Raw genomic sequence first — 19,039 nt, 5'->3', positions numbered from 1 at the left:
TCGTTCATCACAGCCTGCCTCTTTCGTTATTGGGCCTTGGCTGCTCTTCCTGTTTCTCCTCTTCCTCTTCCTGCTGTTGCTTTTTCTTTTTAAAGAGATTCGGGTCCATCTTACCAAAACGGTAGCGGACATTCAGTCGCACAAACCTGGTCACACGCTTGCGGTCATAATCCTGAATGAAAGTAGGCGTTACATAATGGCTGTTGAACTGCTGGGTATTTAATATATCCGATACGTTTACAGCGATCACGAGGCGGTTGTTTTTCAGCATTTCCTTACGTACTCCCAGGTCCATGCCGTTCATGGCCTTAAAGGTCCCTTGTGGTTGCAGTCGCGGCGAGCGGTAGTGTCCACTCAGCTCAGCGCTGAAACGCAGCGGCAGCTTGAATTGCATATTACCGTTAAAGCCATAGGTGAGGTTATCGTTGTTGATGGTTACACTGGTAATCTTATTATACTCCAGGTTCACATTGAAGTTGAACTTCCACCACTTCTGAATTTTCCAGCTATAGGAGAAGTTAGCGCCCATATTCTCACTGCTGGCGAGGTTCATGGGGCGGGTGGTAGTAACACCGCTAAGGGTATCCAAAGTGCTGATACGGTCGATGTTGTCGTTGGTTTTGGCAAAGTACACACCACCGCTGAGGTAATTATTGGTTCTCGGAAACCATTCGGAGTAGTTCATCTCAAACTTATGCGTGAGTGCAGAACGCAGCTCCGGGTTACCGGTACGGATATTCTGCGGATCGGAGTTGTTGATATAAGGCAGCAGCTGGTCAAAGTTTGGCCGGTCGATGCGGGTGGAATAGTTAAATACCAGGTTCTGATTCTGGTTTTTAGGGAGATTGTATTTCAGGAAAACGCTGGGGAAGATGTTGAAGAAAGATCTGTCCACGCGGGAGTCCCTGGTAACAGAGTACCCACGGAGGTACGATTGCTCTGCCCTGGCACCTACCTGGTAGCCGAGGTTGCCAATGGCATTGGCGATATTGAAGTACGCAGCATAAATATCTTCCTCATAATTGTATTTATTGGAAAGGTTCAGGCTGGGCAGGTATTGCAGACTGTCTTTACTATACAACAAGGCGAGGTAGTCGTTGTCAATTTTGCGGATAGTGCCTTTCACACCGGTTTCCAGCTTACCTTTTTTACCAAAAGGCGAGGTGTAGTCTGACTGAATATTCCAGAATTTATTGCCGTTGTCGCCACGGTTTTTCTGGTCAGAACTACGGTACACGGTATCTACTACCGGATAATAATAGTTACTGATGTACTGGCTGTTGTTGTTGCTGGTGTTATTACTGAAGCTGGCGTAGGCGGTTAGTTCCTGGTTGGGCTTCTTGTAAGTGCGTTTATAGGAGATGCTGGTGTTGCTGTTATTATTGTTATAGTGACTATTATTGCTACGGATGCCGTAGTTCAGCTGTTGCAGTTTCTCATCGAGGTTGTTGAGATGGATGTTTTCATCATTGCCACCGTAGGAGTAGTTGAGTCCCTGAGCGATGGTGAAGGTGTTGCGGTCGTCGAGATAGTAGTCGAATCCGAAACGCCCGCCGTTGTTACCATTGAGGTTGTCATTAGTGCTTTTCTGTGTGAAGTAGCGGGTGTTATTGCTATCAGCCACCAGATTTTCGCGGTTGCTGATACCGCTGCCGTTGATGTCTTCGTAGCGGCCGTTGTAGTTGGCGAAGAAGTTGAATCTTTTGATACGGAGGCTTGCATTGGCGCTACCGTTGAGTTGCCCGCGTGAAGCGGCGCCTACGTTGAACATCACGTTATAGCCAATTGCCTTATCTTTCTTGAGTACGATATTGATAATGCCGCCACCGCCCTGCGCTTCAAACTTTGCGGAGGGGTTGGTGATTACTTCCACGCGGTCGATACTTTCTGCCGGAAGCATTTGCAGCGCTGTTTTAGCATCTCCGAAAGGAGAGGGCTTGCCATCTACATAAATGGTCACGCTTTTACCGCGGAGGGTAACGTTATCGTCTATATCCACATCAACGCTGGGAATATTTTTTAAGATATCGGTACCGGTACCACCTTCTGCGTTAATCATATCGCCGGCGTCAAATACCTGGCGGTCGATCTGCATGGAGAAGGAAGGTTTCTCCGCTTTTATTTCCACGGTATTGAGTTCTTTGCCGGATTTGTTGAGCCGCAGGGTGCCGGCAAAAGAATTTTTGCCTTCCACTACTTTCACTGCTTTCTCCAGTTTATCATAACCCATGAAAGTGATGCGCAGTACATAGATACCGGGATTGATATTATTAAAGGAAAAATTGCCTGTAGCATTGGTATACATGCCGGTTATAACGGATGAATCGGTACTGTTGAGCACCACTACGGAAGCCATTTCCACAGGTTTAGCAGTGGAAAGGTCTACAACTTTTCCGGATATTTTCAGCGGGGTGTTATGCGTCGTTTGTGCATTAACGTTAGTGAACAGACATAAGGACACAATCAGCAAGGACAGGTAGTTTCGCATGCAGAGAATAGTACTAGCTTTTACAACTTTGGTTTGATCATCATAAAAGTAGTTTGTACGACTGTATTATTTATGTGTATGTGATGAATGGTAACGAAAAAATGATAGCCGGCGTTTCGCTGTAGGAGCGAGTTGCCGGCTATTGGTTGCATTCATCAACTTAAGTAATATCAGAATCCCATCTGGTCCATTCCGTTGTCGGAATTATCCGGGCGTTTCTTTTTCTTGAAGAGACTGGCATCAAATTTTCCGAATCTGTAGCTGAAGTTTACTTTAAATATTCTGGATTCGCGCTTACGCAGATAATCCTGTGCAAACGTAGGCGTGATCTGATTTAGCTCGTATTGACGTGTGTTGAAAATATCCGATACGCTTAGTGTTACTGATGCTGCTTTATTTTTCAGGAAGTCTTTCCGGATGGCTGCATCGACAAAGCTGAAGCCTTTGATGGTGCCTTGTGCAGAGGTGGAAATCATGCCACCACCGCCGCCACCGCCACCAGGGCCGCGTCCGCCACCGCCGCCGCTGCCATTGTTAGGCAGTGCCACGGCAGGTGCCTGATAGGTAGCGTTGAGCTGGAGCGTCATGTTCCAGGGGAGCTTTGTTTCGGAATTGATTTTTCCCATCCAGCTGAAACCACTGTTGGTAAAGGTATTTTCACCATCAGTTACCTGCAGGTCGGTTTGGTACAGGTTCACATTTGTTGTCAGGTCCCAACCCGGGATGATCTGATTTTTCAGTGTCAGTTCCGCACCGTAGGAGTTACTGCGATTGGCGTTGATAAACTGCATGAGCAGGGTATCTCTGCCAATTGGTGTATTGATGGTGGTGATGAGGTTATTGGTATTTCTGAAGTATACGCTACCGAGGAAGTTGACTGTTTTCCATGATTTAACGTACGACAGCTCCAGGCTGTTGGTGTATTCCGGCTTCAGGTTTGGATTACCTTCCCGCTGATTCTGCGGATCGCTGTAGTCGCGGTAAGGTATCAGCTGGAAGAAGTTAGGGCGGTTTACTCTTCTGGAGTAATTCAGCTGTAACTCTTGCTCATGCTCAAATTTCTGTGACAGAAATATGCTGGGGAAGAAACCTGGAGTGGCCTTGGTTGGTTTATAGGTGATACCCTGATTCTCTCCGCTATAAATATACTGCTCCACGCGCAAGCCGGCCTGGTAGCCGAAATTACCGATGGTGTTAGCAAAATTCACATAGCCTGCGTAGATCTGTTCTTTGTATTTGTAGCGGGTGGACAGGGAGTCAACAAAATCAAATTCGTTGCGCACCGTGTCCTGGTTAAACACATTGTACTGGCTGTTATAATTGCGCAAGGTCGCTTTCACACCGAGTTCCAGCTTACCGTTTTTACCAATTGGGTTGGTATAGTCGGATTGCATGGTGATGAAAGTTGTTTTGCCGCTGGTGTTATTGTTTTGCATGACCGCTTTGCCCAGTGTCGTACCGGTGGCATCTTGTGCCTGCGTGGTATAATCGCCGTTGCGACTATTTCTGCTGGTATTAAACTGGAAGGCTGCGGTGAGTTCCTGGTTAGGTTTGGCAAAAGCGTGACGGTAGTCGAGTGCCGTAGTATAATGGTGGAAGCTCATGTCGCTGTTGTTAAGCCTGTTGTTACGGCCGGTCACGACGTGATTACCGTCAGCAAAGGAGCTGAGGAGGTCTTCATTGTTTTTGAAGTCGCCACCACCAATATTTTGGGAGAGAGACAGGGTGTTCCTGTTGTCCATGTAATAGTCCAGGCCCACGCGTCCGAACTGGAAGAGGGGTTTATTGGTACTGTTACTTTTTTGGGTGAGGAAGTTGGTATCGCCTTTGGTGCCGAAGTTGGTGCGGTTGGTGGTTCCTTCGCCCCACATTTGGTTGGCGTTGATATTGTAGTTGGCGGAGACGTTGATTTTCCCTTGTCTTACCGACATGTTACCGCCTGCATTGTATTTATTATTATTCCCTATACCTGCCTGTATGGCGCCGTTGAAGCCTGCTTTTCTGTTTTTCTTCAGTACGATGTTGAGGATACCGGACATGCCTTCTGCATCGTATTTGGCGGAAGGGTTGGTAACTAGTTCCACGCTTTCGATGGCATCGGCGGGGATTTGGTCGAGGGTGAGGGTAGAGGGTTTGCCGTCCACGAAGATGTTGGGGGAGGCATTTCGCACGGTCACGTTACCGTCGAGGTCTACGTTTACAGAAGGCACGCTTTTGAGTACATCCTGTGCGGTACCGCCTACGGAGGTGAGGTTACGGTCTACGTTAAATACTTTTTTATCTATACCCATCTGGAAAGCGCTCTTCTGGCCGGTTACTTCCACGCTGTTGAGCATTTTCACATTGGGTTTCAGTTTGATGTTACCGAGGTCTTGTTCGGAGGTTTGGCCGGTGATAGTTACTTTTTTTGTTTGGGTAACGTATCCCATAAAGTTGACCCGAACGATGAAAGGGCCGAAGGGCAGGTTTTCCAGGCTGAAGTCGCCATTGGATTTGGTGAGCATACCGGTAACTACGGAGGAGTCTTTCAACCGCAGAATAGCTACGGAAGCGTATTCTATTGGTTTGTTGGTACCTTCTTCCAGTAATTTTCCGTATATGTGGCCAATCTGAGGCATATTGGGACGTTGTCCCTGCGTGCGTGCGGGGCCTTGTTGTGCGGGTGTTTTACCGGCAGCAGGGGCCTGCGCGTAAGTATGTATTTGCCAAAACATAATACCAGCAACAATTGCATAGCATTTTCTCATCCTAATCGATTTAACCAGTTTTTATTTGCGGGTTAAGACAAAATTATTGGGGTGTCGTTATGAATGGCGACATATTATGATGAGCGGAAGTTTTACGGGGGAAGTGTGGTAAAAGTAGCGTCAGAAGGTCTTAACAGTAGTTAACAGTAGTATCGATATGATGGTGGCTATGCGCTTTGCGCTTTGTGGGTACTTAATTGGGTTTCTGTTGCAGGTTAACGGGTTTACTTCGTATAGTCACCATCTTTGGCGGCTATACGAAGTACATCAGGTGTTTTAGGCGAATGGGGGCCTACCTGGCCAGGAAAACCAGTGCAAGGCATAATCCTCCGATCAATAGTCCTGAGATGGCTCCCAGTACTTTAAACATATTCAGCTGTTTGCCCAGGAAGTTATGTACTGCCTGTTGCATTTGTTCATCGGTGGTATGTCTGATTTTATCGCTGATAATTTTTTCCAGGTTCAGGTCTTTTTCAACGTTATCGAGGTATTGATTGATCATTACCGGGAAGAGGGCGTCGAGTTCTGCGACGAGGTGTGATTTGATTTGGTTGATGGTGGTGTCGCCGATGAACATGGACAGTACCGGCATGGCTTTGGGGAGGCGGTCGCGCAGGAAGCCATCCAGGTGTGTTTCTACTACCGGAATGATGCTTTTAACTTTTTCCGGATCGGTGAGTTTTTTTTTGATGGCGGCAAACGAAAACTGTTTACCTGCAAGGGTACCGAGGTCGGTCGCTAATTGTTCACGGCGTTTAGGCAGTTGGCGCAGGAGGATACGTATGGCGATGGAATTGATGAGCCAGCCGGCGAGTGCAGCGATGATAGGTAATGTATATAGCATGAGATGTTACTGTCTTTTAATAGTGGCGATAAAGATAGGAGAATATGTGGAGTTTAGGCAGTTTCTGTGGGTAAATACGTTTTGGGATGATGGCCATTTATTCTACCACAGTAAAAATGATTAATTTTAATTAACCTATTTATTGGAAGAAACACTATTGCTAATGTTATGGATACAACAGAAGTTATGAATATTGAAAAGCTTGTTTATAGTATTCAGGAAACCAACCAATATTTTGTAAATCAGGCACAGAAACAGGTAAATATAGCCTTGACATTGCGTAACTGGCTAATTGGCTTTTACATTTTGGAGTATGAGCAAAACGGAGAGGATCGTGCGTTATACGGACAACGTTTGTTTAAAGAAATAGCAGTTAAGCTGAAAAAAAGCGGTTTGATCTCAATTAGAGAACGGCATTTATATCTGTGTAAAGACTTTTATAAGACTTACCCTCATCTATCGTTGACTGCTCCAGTTAAATCTTATTTGATTGATCTACAGAATGTTGCAATTTTGCGGACGCTGTCCGCAAAATCGGTTACATCAGCAGGTTCCACATCTCAGCCAATGGTGGAGAACATCCAGACAGCCCCGGATCTCCTGCTTAACAGGCTTAGTTTTTCTCACTTTATAGAGTTGCTGAAATCAGATTCACCTTTAAAGCGAAGCTTTTATGAAAAGGAAGCTATTAAGAATAACTGGAGTGTCCGTGATTTGCAACGGGCAATTAACAGTATGTTATTCGAGCGTACAGGGTTAAGTAGAGATAAGGCCGCTTTGTTAAGCAGTCAAACTCAAGGTGAAGGTTTAAAGCCTGAAGATGTATTTCGAAACCCTTATATGCTGGAATTTCTAGGGTTAGAAGAAAAAGCTGTATATACAGAAACAGAATTGGAACAGGCAATTATCAGTCATCTGCATAATTTTCTACTGGAGATGGGAAGTGGCTTCTGCTTTGAGGCCAGGCAAAGGCGTATTACATTTGATAATACACATTACCGCATCGACCTTGTTTTCTATCATCGGATTTTGAAATGTCATGTGTTATTGGATTTGAAGATAGGAGAGTTTACGCATGCAGATGCCGGACAAATGAACGTTTACCTGAATTATTATAATGAGCATGAAAAATCTGAAGGAGACAACCCACCAGTGGGAATTATATTATGTGCCAATAAAAATGAAAACCTGGTAAGGTATGCAACAACGGGTTTGCCACAGCAGGTCTTTGTATCTAAATATCTGATTAATTTGCCTAGTGAAGCCGAATTGGCGAAAATTATTGAGGAGGAACAAGATAAATTAAGTGGCGGCAAAAGAATCTAAATACATTTCTTAAAAAATTAAAAAGGCCGAATCTTTCGAATCAGCCTTTCCCTTGGTGGGTGAATGAGGGGTCTCGAACCCCCGACCCTCAGAACCACAATCTGATGCTCTAACCAACTGAGCTACAATCACCGTATCTTTTGTTTGTTCCTGTAATTTCGTCAAAAAAAGCTTCGGAACAAAAGCTTTTTTTCCTTATGGGGTGAATGAGGGGTCTCGAACCCCCGACCCTCAGAACCACAATCTGATGCTCTAACCAACTGAGCTACAATCACCGTATTTCCCTTTAGTAACGAGGATTTCACCGTTTGTGAAGTCCTTATTTCGTTGTTGGGAGTGCAAAGATAAGAGAAACTATTTTTAAATTCCAAATAGATGCTAAAATTTTTTTCCAATTAGTTATAAATTAGAGAAAACACCTATTTGGATTGTGCACCAGTGAGATGCTACCAGACTGAATAAACACAACCCATAATAGCACCTTTTCCTACAGCTCAACCACTTCTAAAATCGCATTTTTCTGATTATCTTTGCGGACTTTCCCATTTCATTCCCGTTTTTATAAACTATTGAAAATCAATTATTTGAATTTTTAATAGGTCTGTCGGATTACTCCTGCGTGTAATTCCACGTAGTTATTTGCCCAAGCATTTAATTTTTAATTGTATATATATTATGGATCAGCTTAAACTGAAATTACAGGAATACTATCAGCGCTATCAGCAGTTGGACCGGAAGGTAAAGCCTGGAAACGAGGTGGATGGAAATGACGATGTGCTGGACATGGAAAACGATATTCTCTCACAGTTCGGATTGCCTACTTCGCGGCGCTTTGTGCAAATACTGCACGACTTCGTACAGCACCGCCCGGTAAACGACCAGCTGTTGGACTACGTAAGCCGTAAACTCCGCTCGGCAGCCAGAAAATACCTGCTCGCACCCGTGATGTCGGATATCGACCTCCTCCAGGGAGCCCGTGAACAAAAACGCTCCCCCTACGATGTGCTGCCGGAACTCGGCTACCCGGCACACGAATATGCCATCTTCCTCATCGGTGAATTGTACTACCGCAGGAATATTCCCGCCACTGAAGTATTGGATGAACTCAAGCAAATGCAGCACCACGACAGCTGGAACGACCTGAACATCCTCAGCAAAATGAATAATTATACCAGTAACGAACTATATACGAAATTGAAGAAACAAGGATTGCGCTTTGTGGATGACTACATCCAGAACAGCCGCCGCCAGGAAACTTCCAGGCTGGTAAACAAAAGACCAACACCTTCTGAAGAAGGCTATAAACCCAACTACCGCACCATCACCAAAATCCAGGTAGAAGATATCATCTTCGATGAAAACACTTCTCCCAGCCTCTTTGGTAAAATCAAAAGCGGCCGTAGCTACAACAGAATAACCATCAGCCTCGAATACTCAGAGCTGAACCAAATCCTGATGAGCTGCGATGACCTCGGTGTGGAAATCAGTAACCATATCAAAAAACGCCTTGCCAATCCAACGCCGGATAAACCAATGGTGATTGACCTTAAAGCGGAATTCGGAGACGTACTGAAACTGGATAACTGTTATCTCGAAGTATATAAACCTCAACACCGCGAAGGCAATAAATGGGTAGAAGATAAAGACAACTTCTATTTCGTTGATAAAATCCTGACCAAAAAGGAATTTGAAAAACGCGCCAAAGAAGAGGAAGTGAAACATAAAATCCAGGAATGCCTGGAACTCATCGGTGGCTCTTACGTTTACTACCAGCGACTGCGCCGCCTCGGTATCACCGACGAAGAAGCTAAACTTAGAGCAGGACTTTCTGATGAGTTGTTGTTTAAATTATCTTACTTTTTAAATAAAGTGAAGGAATAGATTTTCATATGACACCTCGGTGTCATTCTGGTGGGTTCCGCGCTTCGCGCGGATATCAGCAAAAGGATAGTACCGCAGGTACTGTCCTTTTGTGTGTACATACTTCATGTTCCTGACTTAAAACCGAAATGGGCACGAGCGCGGGCTCCTGCCCACTTCGGTTTTAATGACCTGCCGAAGGCAGCTCATTAAAACCCGAAAAAATCCTTTAAGTTTATACAAAAAATCAGATGGAAGAAGAACTGATCCTAGGCATCGGCAGCAGAGTACAACACGCACATTTCGGACCGGGTGTTATCATTGGCATACGCTACGCCCAATACCAGGTTACCTTCATGGATCACGGTGTTAAACTGGTAGATAAAACAGACCCGCTCTTCGAAGTACTCGTGGCCGAAAACAAAACAACAGAAGTCGAAACATTATCTGAAGTAGAAACCTCCCTCCTCAAAATACTCCGACTCTGGGGTGGCTTCTCAGAAGTAGTGCCCTTAGGCGATAAATGGAAAAATGGCACCCTGGTGCTGCAACCCGGCGATGCATCTCTCAAAGCCAAGGAAGTGCCCATCGAAGGATTCTTTCACAAAATTGTGATGCTGCGCGACCGCCTCCGTGTTCTGGAACAAAACATCAACAGTCACAAAGTGCTGAGTGATGAAGAGAAAATAAATCTCCAGCAATATATCACCCGCATCTACGGATCACTGACCACCTTCAACGTGTTATTCCGCGATAAGGAACATTGGTTTGTAGGAGAGAAGGGCGGCAGCAGCGATTAATGCCCATATATCTGTTCCGTTAGCCAGATGTAATTAGCCGTATTATGATGCAAAAAAATATTCTTCCCGTCAAAAGGAAACTTTGCATCGTAGCCGGCAACAGGATATAATATTACCGGGGTACCGGCAGGGGAATAACTATGACTGTTCACAAACGGCGGCCGCTCATATCCCGGTAATACCTTCTCCACCCGCTTGTACAGCGTGTTTCCCAGTATCCGCTGCATACGCTTGCTGGCCCGCTTCGATGGGCGATCCAGCCGGCCATACAAATATTTCAACCCCGCCCTTGCAGGCCATTTCTGCTTTTTTAATGCTTTCTTAATATCTGTAAAGGGATTTACAGGAGAGAAATCGCGGGTCGTTTGAATTGAGAACGGCGTTTCCGCTACCCAGTCTCTCGCATTCACCACCCTTAATCCCCAGCCATCCCGGGTAATATAATCATAATCATATGCATAATTGAGATTCCCCGGCTTCGGTGCAGCACTGCTGTAAGTTTTAAACACTATATCTTTAGGCATATCCGGTAAGTATGCCAGCCAGCTACGCAACAGGAATGTGATGGCGCCACCCTGGCTATGACCGGTGATAATAAAATCGTGTATGCCTTCCCGGTAGCATTCTTTTATCTTCCTCACAATATCAGGCCCCATGGCCGCCAGGCCAATCATCCAACCTGCATGTACGTACGCCTGCGGATCATTGGAGAGCGTGTAGTCAAAACGGGTACTATCATTTAATTTCAAATATCCCCTGGCAGGAATCATCCCCGCATAAAAATTTTCCATCCAGGAAACAGCCGTACCATTGGTGCCTCTTATCTGAATAATGGCCACCTTGTCATCCCGCAGCCACAAGTCCCAACGGTTCAGCATCCCCACTTCCGGAGAACGGTAAATCATTTTGCAGTTGTTTGGCATGGGTGTCTTCACCTTTGTCCACGGCGTATCCATAGACCTGTTGATGATCAGCATCAGCTGCTGGTATTCGGCTGCATCAAACCCTGGCTTTAACTTTTGCGCCTGGGTTTCCGCCGCGAAAATAAAAATCAGAAAATAGATAAGATAATAACGGTATCGCATGGTTTTCTCCAAAAAAATAAGGTTATAATCTTGAAGTTACTTTAAATAATTGCTGATAACTGCATATCTCCAAACAATTTCTGGCCTGCCATTGTTGTAAAAGCATTTACCTTCCTGTTTTAAATCTTTTATACAATATGTCAAAAAGAATCGAACATGATTTCCTGGGTGAAATGGAAATCCCACAGGATGTATACTACGGTATCCAAACATTAAGAGCACTTGAAAATTTCCATATAACCGGTATTCCTTTAAAGGTAGAACCTTTGATGGTGCAGGCGCTGGGTTATGTTAAGAAAGCTGCTGCCATGGCCAATCGCGACCTGGGTGTATTGGATAAAAATATCGCTGAATACATCATAAAAGCCAGTGATCGCGTTATCAACGGCGAGTTTGATGATCAGTTCCTCAGCGATCTGATTCAGGGTGGTGCCGGTACTTCGGTAAACATGAATGCCAACGAAGTAATCGCCAACGTAGCCCTGGAAATGATGGGTAAGAAGAAGGGAGATTATGAATTCTGCCATCCCAACAACCACGTCAATTGCTCCCAGTCCACCAATGATGCGTATCCTACCGCTTTCCGTATTGCGCTGATTAATAAGCTGACCAGCTACAAACAAATATTGGCGGACCTGGGTCAGGCATTTGAAGCTAAAGGAAATGAATTCAGCAACGTTCTGAAAATGGGTCGTACCCAACTGCAGGACGCCGTGCCTATGAGCATGGGGGATGAGTTCCGCGCCTTTGCTACCAATATTGGCGAAGAAGTGCCAAGGGTGGAAGAAAGCAAGCGGCTGATTTCTGAAATCAATATGGGTGCTACTGCCATCGGTACCGGCGTAAATGCACCTAAAGGATATTCTGAATTAGTTACTAAACATTTGAGAGATGTAACCGGCCTGGATTTGGTACTGGCAGCGGATCTGATCGAAGCTACCTATGATACCGGCGCTTACGTGCAACTCTCCGGTGTACTGAAACGTACAGCCGTCAAGGTATCTAAAATATGTAATGATTTACGCCTTCTTTCGTCCGGACCACGGACAGGCCTAAACGAAATTAACCTGCCACCGATGCAGCCGGGATCTTCTATCATGCCTGGTAAAGTAAACCCGGTAATTCCGGAAGTGGTAAACCAAACCGCCTTTTATGTAATCGGGGCAGACCTCACCGTTACACTGGCCGCCGAAGCAGGACAACTACAGTTAAACGTAATGGAGCCTGTACTGGCCTTCTCCCTGTTTACTGCTATTACCTACATGGGCAATGCTGTAAAAACCCTGAAAGATAAATGCGTGGTGGGCATCACTGCCAACGCTGATCATACCCGCCAGATGGTGATGAACAGCATTGGAATTGTAACACAGCTCAACCCCGTTATCGGATATGAAAAATCCGCCGGTGTGGCCCGCGAAGCCCTGGAAACAGGTAAGTCGGTGCACGACCTGGTCGTGAAAGAGAAGAAGTACATCACCCAGGAAAAATGGGATGAGATCTTCACTTTTGACAACCTGATCAGACCTCAATTCATCCAATAAAAATACTATAGGTATGTTACGTTCTTCTATTTTCGTTTATGGCTTACTGTTAGCCTGTATGACAGGTGTATTTCAGGTGACTCCGATGGAGGCACAGGCGCAAAAGAAAAAGAAAAAACGGGCAGAAACAACACAAACACCGACCACCCCTTCTCGCCCCCCAAAAAACAAAAACCTGGCTAATATCGTAATCCTGGCTACTGGTGGTACCATAGCCGGCGCCGGCACCTCGAGTGTCGCCGCCGGCTACACAGCCGGAAAACTACCTATCGAAGACCTCCTCAACGCCGTGCCGGAAGCCTACAAAGTGGCAAACCTGGAAGGTGAACAGGTAGCCTCCGTAGGTAGTCAGGCTATGACCGACAGCGTATGGCTCAAACTGGCCAAACGTGTGAACCAGGTGCTGCAACGCTCCGATGTAGACGGTGTGGTGATCACTCACGGAACGGATACGCAGGGCGAAACTGCCTTCTTCCTGGAACTAACGGTTAAATCCAATAAACCAGTAGTAATGGTAGGCGCCATGCGCTCCGCCACCGCTATCTCCGCTGATGGACCTAAAAACCTCTACGATGCTATCGTGGTGGCATCCGACAAATCTTCCACCGGCAGGGGTGTACTGGTATCCATGAACGAAGAAATTTTCTCCGGTCGTGAAGTAAACAAAACCAATACGACCAGCACTGCTACCTTCCAGGCGCCTAACACGGGCCCGCTCGGATATGTGTTTGACGGTAAAGTAGCCTGGTACCACGCTTCACTGCGTAAGCATACTACCCAAACTATTTTTGATGTATCCAATGTGAATGAGCTGCCTAAGGTGGACATTCTGTATGGCTACTCCAACCCTGATCCAACCCTGATGGACTGCCTCATGAACAACGGCACCAAAGGTATTGTGATCGCCGGCGTGGGTAACGGTAACCTTTACCCTACCGTAGAAACAAAAGTGAAACAGGCCACCGCAAAAGGTATTGTAGTTGTGAGAGCAGCCAGGGTACCAAGCGGCCGCGTTACACTCGACGGGGAAACGGATGATAAAGCCCTGGGCACTATTGTATCAGACGATCTCAACCCCGAAAAAGCAAGAGTATTATTACAATTGTCATTGCTGAAAACATCGAGCCCTTCCACCATTCAGGGTTACTTTTTTGAATACTAGCAGGTTCCGTAGTATTTCATATCACCGTTTATATTCAACAGTATGATTTGGATTGAGTTTGCCATTTTATTAGTGGCTATTTTGATCGGTGCGCGCATGAAAGGGATTGGGTTGGGAGTGATGGGCATGGTGGCGCTGATGATCTTCGTGTTTGTTTTCCGTATGGCTCCGGCGGATCCTCCTATTGACGTCATGTTGATTATTTTGTCGGTAGTGAGCACTGCGGCCACACTGCAGGCTGCCGGAGGAATGGAGTATATGGTCCGGCTGGCAGAAAAAGTACTGCGAAGCAAACCCTCGCTGATTGTACTCATTGCGCCGCTGACCACTTTTTTGTTCTCCGTGTTTGCCGGTACTGCACATATTACTTATTCCCTGCTGCCCATCATTGCAGAGGTGTCTACCAAAAAACGGATACGTCCGGAAAGAGCCCTGAGTATTTCTGTAATCGCTTCCCACCTGGCCGTAACAGCCAGCCCCATATCAGCCGCTACTGCGGCATTGGTGTCTATCATGGCTGGCGCTGTCACTTTACCACAGGTCATCATCGTAAGTATCCCCGCTTGCCTGGTAGGTATTTTATGCGGTGTGGCGGTGTGCTGGAAAAAGGGAGTGGAGCTGGACCGTGATCCGGTATTCCTGGAGAAAATGAAAGACCCTGAGTTTGCAAAAAGCATCGATCTGGATACCTCTGCATCCAGAGAACCACTGAAGCCAGGCGCTAAAACAGCGGTAGCTATTTTTGGACTGGCGGTTTTACTGATTGTACTGGTAGGTGCATTTCCCAAAATGCTGCCTACGTTTGAGCCCGGACATGCGAACCTGGCTATTAATAACCTCGGCAATATTAAAATGGCTGCCATGATTGAGTTAATTATGCTCAGCGCCGCAGCAGCCATAATGATCTTCACCAAAACATCTGCTGAATCGGTGTCCAAAGCCAGCCTGTTTACAGCAGGCGCAGTTGCTGTGATATCCGTTTTTGGCGTGGTATGGATGAGTGCCACTTTCATGCAAACAAACCAGGCAATCATAGAAAGTGCGTTGGGCAACATGGTTCGCTCTGCACCGTGGACTTTCTCTATCGCTATTTTCCTGCTGAGTATGCTGCTCTTTAGTCAGGCCGCCACCACACAGGCGTTGATGCCGCTGGGGCTGGCCCTGGGTATTAGTCCTGCACACCTGGTAGCTATGTTCCCCGGGGCAAACGGCGACTTCATATTGCCGGGTTACCCCACCCTGCTGGCCGCCATTAACTTTGACCGCACCGGCAGTACGCATATCGGGAAATTTGTGGTCAACCACAGCTTTATGATTCCCGGCCTGGTGGCAGTAGGCATGTCAGTAGCGGCGGGCTTCTTCTTTGCAAGCATCTTTCTGTAAGTAGTTATTCAATACCGTAATCTAACGTACATGTATACACGTCATTGGCTATTGTATGTATTGTTGCTGGTATCATTCACTGCGACTGCACAGCAGCAGGAAGCGCAGGATACCATCTATAAACCCCTGATCAACCCTTCAAAGGTTACGCTGCTGCAGAATATGGACCTCATTGCCAATATGCGCTTTGCGGAACGTAATCAGTTCGTAAATGGTACCTACACAGGTTCCAAATTTGTTAATGAGCAGTTCAGGCTGGAAATCAGGGGGAAAGTGACGGATAAACTTTATTTCCGCTTTCGCGACCGATACACCCGCGACCCCGTTACGCAGTCTATAGATAATATCAGTCGCTCCACCGACCTGGCCTACCTCCGTTTCGATCCCAGTGAACACTGGAAAATATACGCAGGTAAGCTCTGCGCCGATTGGGGTGGATTCGAATTTGATGCTAATCCTATCGATATCTACGAGTACTCCGATATCATCGAGTACGCTGATAACTTCCTGACAGGCGCCGGCTTTGGCTGGCTGCCCAACAAAAACCAGGAATTCACCGTACAGTTACTCAATAGCCGAACCAAATCATTTTATGAACTATACGATACAATTCCGGGCATAGAGGAGGCGAAGTTTCCGTTTGCCGCCGTGGCCAACTGGCGTGGCAGCTTCTTTGGCGGAAAGTTTCAGACGATCTGGTCCTACAGCATATTTAAGGAGGCTACCCAGCAATATATGAACTACTTTGCTTTCGGTAACCAGCTGCAGCTTAAAGGTTTCCGCCTGCAATACGACTTCAAACTGAGCCTGGAAAACCTCGATCGTAAGATGATTGTAACAGATATGGTGAGAAATCAGATTCACACTACCGCCCAGCAAGTCCGTTACATGAGTCATTGGGTAAGTGCGGATATACAATTGAGCAGGATTGTACATTTTGCTTTCCAGGGCATGGTGGATTTTGCTTATTGGGATGGTAATCCTGATCCTAACGCACCCAGCATGCTGCGTACCGCCTGGGGCTATATTCCGGGCATAGAGGTGTACCCGCTCAAAGATGTGAACCTGCGTATTTTCTGTAACATGATAGGTAGAATCTATCGTCATTCCGATTATGCGAAATCAACTTTCGGATTGACAAATAACGATAACTACCGCTTTTCGATTGGCTTCGTGACTCCATTAGTTGTTTTATAATCTTATTTTTTTTGTACTCCCTCCGCCGTTGACGGAGAGAGCACAAAAAAGGGGAACGTCCAGCAGGACGTTCCCCTTTTTTGTAAGTGAGAGAAGGAACTTAAAACTCCTGCTCCAAATGCCCTACACTACCATCTTCGGCCATACCTTCTACCACCATTCTGAATTTCCTGGTGAAATCATTATTGTAGAATTCAATATTAGCAGTATGGGTCAGCGTATCTACAGTCACGTTAGGGTTCCAGTAGAGGGTGAGGCGTTTATCAGGCAAAGTGTGAACTTCTTTTTTAACACTGTAATCCGGAGAGTAGAATTGTTTTACAATTGCATAACCGGCTTTCTTATACAGCTCAAATCCGCGGATGCTCGGGTCGTTCTGTGGTACGTTATCGCCACCTTTTTTGGTGTAGATGGCAATGGCTCCATTGGCGCCACCAATACCCATAAACGGCGGACGAATCACTTTAATCAGTGCAATATCCGTTACCGGCAGGGACGACAGCATAGAGATATCGGTCTGCATTTCGTTCAGATACAAGCCCGGTGCTCCACCGCGCCAGCTGATAGAAGGGTTGTTGATATCGCCAGTGATCTGCAGCCCGGCAACTTTTGATTGCAGGTACTGGAATACGTTCATGGCAATCGGCGTTTCTTTGGTGAGGTCGAAAGTGATACCATCCCCACCTGCAAACATGCCGCTAACATAGCGTTTCTCGGTGGTTTCCTGCGGTTTTTCCTTCTTCGCATTTACGTTTACCTCCTTCAGGTATACCATTTTATTGTTGATAGCCCGGTTCACTTTATTGCTTTCCGCCGCATTAGCCAGGAAGGCTTTCAGGGCGCTGTTATCAACTGGTGGTGGCACGCGCAGCGGCGCCGGAATCTTAATCAGGGAAGGCTTTTCGAAGAAGTGATTGGTGAATTTCACACTTACATCCTTATTTTTCTTCGCGATATCATTCCCCTGGTAATAGATGTAGGCCGTATCTGGGAACACCATTCCACTGATATGGAATTCGCCCTTTTCATCTACTGGCGCCTGTGCAAACAGGCTGGAGCTGTCAGCCGGCACTTTAATGATCATATCAATCTGTCCTCCGGTGGTCAGCGGGCGGCCCGCGCCGGACATGGCTTTACCGTCCATGGACAAGCCCTGCTCGTATGGATATTTGATTTGCGGATACTCGTTGTTGAGGATTTTTTCCCAGCTAAAACGTGTCCACCCGTTGGTGAGCATTACCAGGTCCAATGCCTGTAAGGTTTGCGCGGAATCATTCCTGAAATACCAGGCCGGATTGTATACAAAACCTTTGATATCGGAGGTAAGCAGCAGGTTAGAGATGATGTTATTCACGTTTTTAGTTTCCACCGGTACGGCGTCAGCATCCGTAATGGATATGGATATACTGGAATTGATAGTATCCGGGAGACGTAAAACCAGCGTGTTCTTGGTGCGTGCTTCGGTGTGAATATCCGACTCCAGCACATCCATCTGGAGCAGATCGTTCTTTTTTACAAACACCAGGCGCTGTGCAACAGGCAACCCTGATTTTGTAAACAGGGAAATCTGCACAATGCCGGAAGGTATGTTGGTAGCCGGAATAAACCCGCTGATGCGGCCATCGGCTACATCCAGGTTGGCCTTATACACCATCTGCTGGTTCATTTGCGCCAGTACCAGTAACTGATTCATGCTGGTATCGTTATCCGGGCCGGCTACGGCCTGGTAGAAGATCCTGGCGCCTTTATTATATACTTTCAGCGTTACGCCCTTGGTTTGTGCCGCAGGCAGGTCAATGGTTTTGGACTGGCCTTTGGCGCTTTTCACGACAGCCTGGTAGGTTTCACCTGCGGCCGGTGTATAGTCGAAGCTACCCATCCCGTCGTGCACGGACTTGATAGCTGCCGTTTGTTCACCTTTGCTGCTTTTGATGGTGCCGGTTACTTCCATTGGATAACCATTCTGGTCAATCGCTTTAAAAGCCACGGTAGCGGCCTGGCCTACGATGGCATTCCCTCCTTCCGGAAAAAATTGTACGGAAAAGTCCTGCGCCAGGGAGTCGGCATCCGGCGCGGTTTTCTTGGCAGGGTCGAATATTTCGAAGTTCCTGGTGAAGAAAAACGCAGGGTCAAAGTTGTTCATCCACGCGGTGTAGGCGCGGATCTGGTAGGTACCTGGTTTCTGTGTTTCCGGCAGTTCAAAAGCGCCGGGTGACATCCCCCCGCCGCTGGCGAACAATTTCTTCTGAATGATATTGTTATTCTTGTCCAGCAGTTCTACGTAGAGGTTAGTGGCCTGAGTAGAGGGAAGTCCCTGCAGGGTGATATATGCCCGGAACCAGATGGTTTCGCCGGCGGCATAGTAGTCTTTGTCCATATGGAGGTAGACTTTTTCCTGAGGGTAGCGCTTCACAAATTGCTCCAGTGCCTTAACGATGCGGTCCGACCAGTCATCCGGCGGCGGTACGATGAAAGCCATTGCGGTAACAACTCCTGTCAGCAGCGCTATTGGAAGTTTCCATTTCATGGTTGTTGATTTGTATACAAATTACTAATAAGTGTTAATTGTCCGAAGGAATCCTTAAAAATAGCAAGTTCAAAAGATT

Annotated in this window: 12 protein-coding genes and 2 tRNA genes; 7 read left to right on the top strand and 7 right to left on the bottom strand. The window is 46.6% G+C overall.

Annotation, left to right across the window (positions count from 1 at the left end):
- Positions 1-7 precede the first annotated feature (7 nt).
- The 3 genes from KW844_RS24070 to KW844_RS24060 form a co-directional block, all read right to left on the bottom strand.
- The gene (locus KW844_RS24070) at positions 8-2,488 is read right to left on the bottom strand and encodes an outer membrane beta-barrel protein (RefSeq protein ID WP_218379348.1); all 2,481 of its coding nucleotides are present in this window, start codon (positions 2,486-2,488) and stop codon (positions 8-10) included.
- A 170-nt stretch (positions 2,489-2,658) separates the two neighbouring features.
- Positions 2,659-5,235 (bottom strand): outer membrane beta-barrel family protein, encoded by a 2,577-nt coding sequence (locus tag KW844_RS24065; protein WP_218379347.1) that lies wholly within the window; start codon positions 5,233-5,235, stop codon positions 2,659-2,661.
- 292 nt (positions 5,236-5,527) lie between these two features.
- Positions 5,528-6,079, bottom strand: a complete 552-nt coding sequence (locus tag KW844_RS24060) for a DUF445 domain-containing protein (protein WP_218379346.1) — start codon at positions 6,077-6,079, stop codon at positions 5,528-5,530.
- 168 nt (positions 6,080-6,247) lie between these two features.
- Between KW844_RS24060 and KW844_RS24055 the strand changes: the two genes are divergently transcribed.
- Positions 6,248-7,405 carry a YhcG family protein gene (locus tag KW844_RS24055; RefSeq protein WP_218379345.1) on the top strand — a complete coding sequence of 386 codons (1,158 nt, stop codon included), beginning with the start codon at positions 6,248-6,250 and terminating at the stop codon, positions 7,403-7,405.
- Between the two features lie 57 nt (positions 7,406-7,462).
- Here KW844_RS24055 and KW844_RS24050 read toward each other — a convergent pair.
- Together KW844_RS24050 and KW844_RS24045 are read right to left on the bottom strand one after the other, a co-directional pair.
- A tRNA-His gene (locus KW844_RS24050) sits at positions 7,463-7,538 on the bottom strand.
- A gap of 65 nt (positions 7,539-7,603) precedes the next feature.
- Positions 7,604-7,680: transfer RNA gene (locus KW844_RS24045), tRNA-His, on the bottom strand.
- 400 nt (positions 7,681-8,080) lie between these two features.
- On the opposite strand from KW844_RS24045, the gene KW844_RS24040 reads away from it, so the two are divergent.
- Positions 8,081-9,286: a hypothetical protein gene (locus KW844_RS24040; RefSeq protein WP_218379344.1), complete on the top strand. Its 1,206-nt coding sequence runs from the start codon at positions 8,081-8,083 to the stop codon at positions 9,284-9,286.
- A gap of 230 nt (positions 9,287-9,516) precedes the next feature.
- Positions 9,517-10,065, top strand: coding sequence for a hypothetical protein (locus KW844_RS24035; RefSeq protein WP_218379343.1), 549 nt, complete (start codon positions 9,517-9,519; stop codon positions 10,063-10,065).
- Here KW844_RS24035 and KW844_RS24030 read toward each other — a convergent pair.
- Positions 10,062-11,150 (bottom strand): lipase family protein, encoded by a 1,089-nt coding sequence (locus KW844_RS24030; RefSeq protein WP_218379342.1) that lies wholly within the window; start codon positions 11,148-11,150, stop codon positions 10,062-10,064. The genes KW844_RS24035 and KW844_RS24030 overlap by 4 nt on opposite strands.
- 137 nt (positions 11,151-11,287) lie before the next feature.
- Here KW844_RS24030 and aspA point away from each other — a divergent pair, with 137 nt between their 5' ends.
- Genes aspA through KW844_RS24010 form a run of 4 tightly spaced genes read left to right on the top strand, consistent with a single transcriptional unit; the run spans position 11,288 to position 16,433 of the window.
- Positions 11,288-12,691 (top strand): aspartate ammonia-lyase, encoded by a 1,404-nt coding sequence (gene aspA, locus KW844_RS24025; protein WP_218379341.1) that lies wholly within the window; start codon positions 11,288-11,290, stop codon positions 12,689-12,691.
- A gap of 13 nt (positions 12,692-12,704) precedes the next feature.
- The gene (locus KW844_RS24020; RefSeq protein WP_218379340.1) at positions 12,705-13,853 is read left to right on the top strand and encodes a type II asparaginase; all 1,149 of its coding nucleotides are present in this window, start codon (positions 12,705-12,707) and stop codon (positions 13,851-13,853) included.
- Positions 13,854-13,895: 42 nt separating this feature from the next.
- Positions 13,896-15,236, top strand: coding sequence for an anaerobic C4-dicarboxylate transporter (locus tag KW844_RS24015; protein WP_218379339.1), 1,341 nt, complete (start codon positions 13,896-13,898; stop codon positions 15,234-15,236).
- Positions 15,237-15,266: 30 nt separating this feature from the next.
- Positions 15,267-16,433 carry a porin gene (locus KW844_RS24010; RefSeq protein ID WP_218379338.1) on the top strand — a complete coding sequence of 389 codons (1,167 nt, stop codon included), beginning with the start codon at positions 15,267-15,269 and terminating at the stop codon, positions 16,431-16,433.
- Positions 16,434-16,533: 100 nt separating this feature from the next.
- Here the strand turns inward: KW844_RS24010 and KW844_RS24005 are convergent, their stop codons facing one another.
- Entirely contained in the window at positions 16,534-18,960 is a 2,427-nt protein-coding gene (locus tag KW844_RS24005; RefSeq protein ID WP_218379337.1) for an MG2 domain-containing protein, read from the bottom strand.
- Positions 18,961-19,039: the final 79 nt, after the last annotated feature.

Source organism: Chitinophaga sp. sic0106 (assembly GCF_019219075.1).
Taxonomy (GTDB): Bacteria; Bacteroidota; Bacteroidia; order Chitinophagales; family Chitinophagaceae; genus Chitinophaga.
Note: the sequence above shows the minus strand (reverse complement) of the source record. Positions and strands in the feature narration are given on the sequence as shown.